Genomic DNA, 5,373 nt, shown 5'->3' with positions numbered 1-5,373 from the left:
TCCATGGCCTACATACCGGCCGGCGTGCCGATCCGCGGCCGGGTCGAGGGGCTGCGGCGGATCCGGCATCTCGACCTGCATTTCGACGCCCCAGCGCTGACGCGCCGCTTCGGCCGCAGCCTTGACCACGAGGCCTTGCGGATGTCGCGCTTCCAGTTTCGCGACGACCGGATCGCCATGCTTGCCGGCATGATTGCCGCCGAATGCGGCAACGACCGGCCTCTGCATGATCTCTATGGCGAGGGCTTGCTCAATGCCTTGTTCGCAAGCCTGTTCCAGATAGACCAGCCTGATACCGCCAGGCGACGGTCGCCGCTCTCGCGCCGCAAGCTGCGCCTCGTCACCGACTACATCGACGCGCATTGCCTGGACAGGATCCGGCTTGCCGATCTCGCCGCGCTGACCGGCCTGTCCGAAACCGCGATGAGCCATGCCTTCAAGGCGGCGACGGGCGTGCCGCCGCATCGCTGGCAAATGCAGGCGCGGGTCGACAGGGCCAAGGCGATGATGGCGCGCGACGTCGCTTCACTTGGCGACATCGCCGAGGCAACGGGTTTTTTCGACCAGGCGCACCTGACGCGTGTGTTCAAGTCGATTGTCGGCGTGACACCCGGCGCCTGGATGAGGAGCACCAGTCGCCAGTGACATTTCCGCAACATCATACCGTGATGTCCCTCGTTTGGACAAGAATGGACAAACCGCCCAATTCCGTCCAATGACCCGCAGTTAAGTTGAGGTAGTTGATCAAGTATCTCAATGTCGACAGGCGGGGACTTTCCTGATGAGCAGAACTTACCGGATGAAGGCGCTTCTGGCGGCCAGCGTCGCCGCAGCCGCGATGATCCCGCCAATGGCCGCGTTCGCGCAGTCGGTGCAAACCAGCACCCAGCTTGAACCGGTGGTGGTCGAGGGCGAGGCCGGCGACGGCGCGACCGGACCGGTTAAAGGCGTCGTCGCCAAAAAAAGCAGGACCGGCTCCAAGACGGCGACCGACATCAAGGATATCCCGCAATCCGTGTCGGTGGTCGGCCGTCAAGAGATCGACGACCAGGGCGCACAGAAGGCCGACGAAGCCTTGCGCTACACGGCCGGCGTCTTCGCGCAGCCCTTCGGCCCCGACAGCGACACCAACTGGCTGTACATCCGTGGTTTCCAGGCGACGGCCACCGGCACCTACATGGATGGGCTGCAGCTGTTCAGCTACGGCTTCGGCGGCTTTTATGTCGACAGCTTCGGGTTGGAGCGCATCGAGGTGCTGAAGGGACCGGCCTCCGTACTCTACGGCGGCAGTAATCCCGGTGGCCTGGTCAACTATCTCAGCAAGCGGCCGGACTTCGAACGCACGCGCTATGTCGAGACCGGCGTCAACGACGCAGGCAATGTCTATCTCGGCTTCGACATTGGCGACGTGGCCAAGGATGGCGCGGTCAGCTACCGGATGACGGGCAAAGTCGCCGGCGGCGATACCTACAGCGACCTGCAAAATGGCTGGCGCGGCTTCATCTCGCCAAGTATTACGTGGAAGCTGGACGAAGCAACCACGCTGACCATCCTGGCCAATTACAGCCACATCGACGAAAACCACAATGGCGGCAGCTTCCTGCCCTATAGCGGGACGGTGACGGACCACATTGTGGACGGCGTGAATTATGGCCGCATCGACCCGGATGCGAATTTCACCGAGCCGAGCGTCGATCTCTACAAGCGGGAACAGGGCTCGATAGGCTACGAGTTCGAACACGAATTCGACAATGACTGGACCGTTCGCTCTAACGCCCGCTTCACCGCCGCTGATATCAATGAAGTCAGCGTCTATCCGAATGGCTGGTCAACCATCGGAGGGCCTACCGATCTGGCCCGCATAAATTTCGACCATGACACCACGGCCAAGACCTTCCTGGTAGACAACCAGATCGAAGGCAAGGTGGTGACCGGTCCTGTCGAACATACGATCCTGGCCGGCATAGATTTCAAATATTACAACATCGACCAGGTCCAGTCGTCTGGCCTCTACGACGAAAACTATGACAACCCGATCGACGCCTTCCATCCAGTATACGGCTCGCCACTGACGCCACGTGTCAGCTACCTCAACCAGGACCTGACGCAGAAGCAGCTCGGCTTCTATGCCCAGGACCAGTTGCGCTTCGGCGATGGCTGGCTGGTGACGCTGAACGGCCGCTACGACCGTGGCTGGCTCGACGCCGACAATCGTCCGACCTACTACAGCAGCAGCTCCAGTTCACAGAGCCAGACTGTCGGAGATTTCTCCGGGCGAGCAGGACTAGCCTACGAATTCGACAACGGCGTTACCCCCTATGCCAGCGTCGCTACCTTCTTCAACCCGATCATCGGCACCGACGCGTTGGGTAATCTGTTCAAGCCGGAGGAAGGCACGCAATACGAAGTTGGCGTGAAATACGTACCGACCTTTGTCGATGGCCTGTTCACCCTGTCGCTGTTTGACCTGACGCGCCAGAACGTCCCTTCCAATGTCACTCTGTTCACGCAGATGCAGACCGGTGAAGTGCGCTCTCGCGGCGTTGAACTCGAAGGCAAGGTGAACGTGACCGACGATTTCCGGGTCACGGGTGCATTCACGGCCTACGACATCGACATCACCAAGGACGCCAACCCGGCGCTCATCGGCAAAACGCCCTTCATCGTGCCCGAAGTCATGGCTTCCGCCTCGGTCGACTATACGTTCCGCGGCGACTGGTATGACGGCATCTCGATCGGCGGCGGCCTGCGTTATGTTGGCTCTTCGTGGGCCGACAATGAGAACACGGCCAAAGTGCCGGCGGTCACGCTGGCCGATCTGAAACTCGGCTACGAGAAGGAGAACTGGGGGATCGATCTCAACATCACCAACCTCTTCGACAAGACCTATGTGTCGAGCTGCCAGACGACGCTGACCTGTTCCTATGGCGAAGGCCGCTCGTTCAAGCTGAAGGCGCATACGACTTGGTAGTCGACTTGGTTACAGCTTGCCAAACAAGCCAGTGATGATCCATCTGCCCAACAGAAGGCAGGTGCTTGCGCTGGCGGCCGCGGCATTGCTGCCACCGGTCGCCGCCAGGGCTGCTACACCACGCGTTGCAGCGATCGACTGGGGGATGCTGGAGACGTTGCTGGCACTCGGCATCGAGCCGGTGGCGGCGACCGAACTGATCCAGTTTCGCAAGATCGCGGTCGAGCCGGCAGTGCCCCAATCGGTGACCGATCTCGGGCTGCGCGGCGCGCCCAATTACGAGCTGCTGCGCATCGTCGCGCCTGATGTCATCGTGATCTCCAATTTCTACGAATACCAGCGCCCGATGCTCGAACGCATCGCGCCGGTGTTTGCGCAAACGGTCTACGAGGCCGGCGTGCCGCCTTATGTGCTCGCCGAGGCAGCGACACTGGCTCTGGGCGAAAAGCTGGGACGGCAGGCCGAGGCGGAGCGCTACGCCGATGAGACCGCTGATGAAATCGCGCGGCTGCGCGGCACCTTGCCGCGCGCTTCCGGGCGCCCGGTCTTCGTCATCAGCCTAGGCGATAGCAGGCATTTTCGCGCCTTTGGCCGCGACTCCATGTTCGGCGATGTGCTGACGCTTCTCGGCCTGGTCAATGCATGGACCGACGAGACGAGCTACAGCGCGGCGGCACCCGTCGGACTGGAGGCGCTGGCGCGCGTGCCCGAGGCGTCGATCCTGATCGTTTCGCCACTGCCGGCGGATGTCGGGCGTTCGCTTCCGACAAATGCCTTGTGGAACGCTCTGCCGGCGGTGCGCCAGAACCGCGTTGCCGTCCTGGAGCCGGTCAACCACTTTGGCTGCCTGCCATCGGCACGCCGCTTCGCGCGCCTGGCGACGGCAGCTATTGCCGGGCAAAGCCATGGCTGAGCGCGCAGTCGGCCACCGCGCCACGACGAGTGCCGCGCTGTCGCCAATCGCCCTGTGGAGCTTCCTGGCGGCGCTGGCAGCGCTCCTGTTCGCATGGCGGGTCGGCATGCAGTGGCCGGCCGCGCCGCCGGGCGACGGCATTGATCTCGATCGTGTCATCCTGCTCTACAGCACGTTGCCGCGCGCCGCCGTGGCGGTGCTGGCCGGCGCCGTGCTCGGCCTGTCCGGCCTGCTGTTGCAGCATGTGCTGCGCAACCCGCTGGCCGAACCGTCGACGCTCGGTATTTCGGCTGGTGCGCAACTGGCGATGACGATCGCCTCGCTTTACGCACCGCTGCTGATGGAGCGGTCGCAGGGCCTGGTCGCCTTCGCCGGTGGCATCGCCGCGGTGCTGCTGGTGCTGGCATTGACCTGGCGGCGCGGGCTGGAGCCGGTGTCGGTCATGCTCGCCGGGATGATGGTGGCGCTGACCGCCAGTTCCGTGAGCGCGGCGCTGATCCTCGCCAATGGCGAGTACCTGTTTTCGCTGTTCATCTGGGGCGGCGGATCGCTGGTCCAGCAGGACTGGGAGCCGACCATCGCGCTGACGGTCAGGCTGGCGGCCGGTGCGGTTGCCGCATTGATGCTGCTGCGGCCGCTGACCATCCTTGGTCTCGACGATGCCTCGGCACGCGGCCTGGGCGTCGCCCGTCACTCAAGCCGCTTTCTCATCATCGCGCTTGCCGTGTGGATGGCGACGTCAGTCACGGCAGAGGTTGGCGTCATCGGGTTCGTTGGTCTTGCAGCGCCGGCGCTGGCCACGCTTTCGGGCGCCCGCACACTGCGCCAAAAACTGATCACCGCGCCGCTGATCGGCGCCGTGCTGCTGTGGCTGACGGACGGGCTGGTACAGCTGGCCGCCGGTTCCGGTGGCGAACGCATTCCGACCGGCGCCGGCACCGCCCTGCTCGGCGGTCCGCTGCTGCTGTGGCTGTTGCCGCGGCTGCGCCTTCTCGAATGGCCGCATCTCGGCTCCAAGGGGGCAGCACCGCGCAAGGCCAGCCGGCCCCGGCTCATCATCCTGCTTCTGTTTGGGCTGGCGCTTGTCGCTGCCATCGTGGCGCTTGTCGTCGGGCGCGGCCCGGACGGCTGGTCTATTGCTGGGGGAGACCTGTTAACCGATCTCGCCGCGTGGCGTGCGCCGCGGATCGGCGTGGCGGCCGCCGCCGGCGCCATGCTCGCGGCCGCCGGCGTCGTCATCCAGCGGGTCACCGGCAACCCGCTGGCAAGCCCCGAAGTGCTTGGCGTCGGCACCGGCGCCGGTGCCGGCCTGACAGCCGTGCTGATGGTCAGCGCCACGGCCGATCTCGGCTGGCAGCTCGCCGGCTCAGCCTTGGGCTCACTGGCGACCTTGATTGCCATGCTGGCCCTTGCCGCACGAGCAAAGTTCGGTGCCGAGCGGCTGCTGCTTGCCGGGATCGCCATGAGCGCGCTGTGCAGCGCTGCGATC

Annotated in this window: 4 protein-coding genes; all 4 read left to right on the top strand. The window is 64.3% G+C overall.

Annotated features, from left to right (window positions below):
• Positions 1 to 645 (top strand): AraC family transcriptional regulator (locus EN750_RS16975; RefSeq protein WP_145967729.1); only part of this gene is annotated, 645 nt, incomplete at its 5' end.
• 136 nt (positions 646 to 781) lie between these two features.
• On the top strand, positions 782 to 2,971 hold the full coding sequence (locus EN750_RS16970) for a TonB-dependent siderophore receptor (RefSeq protein WP_245482728.1): 2,190 nt from the start codon (positions 782 to 784) through the stop codon (positions 2,969 to 2,971).
• A 34-nt stretch (positions 2,972 to 3,005) separates the two neighbouring features.
• Positions 3,006 to 3,884, top strand: a complete 879-nt coding sequence (locus EN750_RS16965; RefSeq protein WP_127397094.1) for an ABC transporter substrate-binding protein — start codon at positions 3,006 to 3,008, stop codon at positions 3,882 to 3,884.
• The coding region (locus tag EN750_RS16960) for an iron ABC transporter permease (RefSeq protein ID WP_145967727.1) at positions 3,877 to 5,373 on the top strand (1,497 nt) is incomplete at its 3' end. The genes EN750_RS16965 and EN750_RS16960, both read left to right, overlap by 8 nt.

The sequence above is a fragment of the Mesorhizobium sp. M7A.F.Ca.ET.027.03.2.1 genome, from assembly GCF_003999175.1.
Lineage (GTDB): Bacteria > Pseudomonadota > Alphaproteobacteria > Rhizobiales > Rhizobiaceae > Mesorhizobium.
The sequence above is the reverse complement of the archived record's forward strand: the minus strand, read 5'-3'. Positions and strand labels throughout refer to the sequence as shown.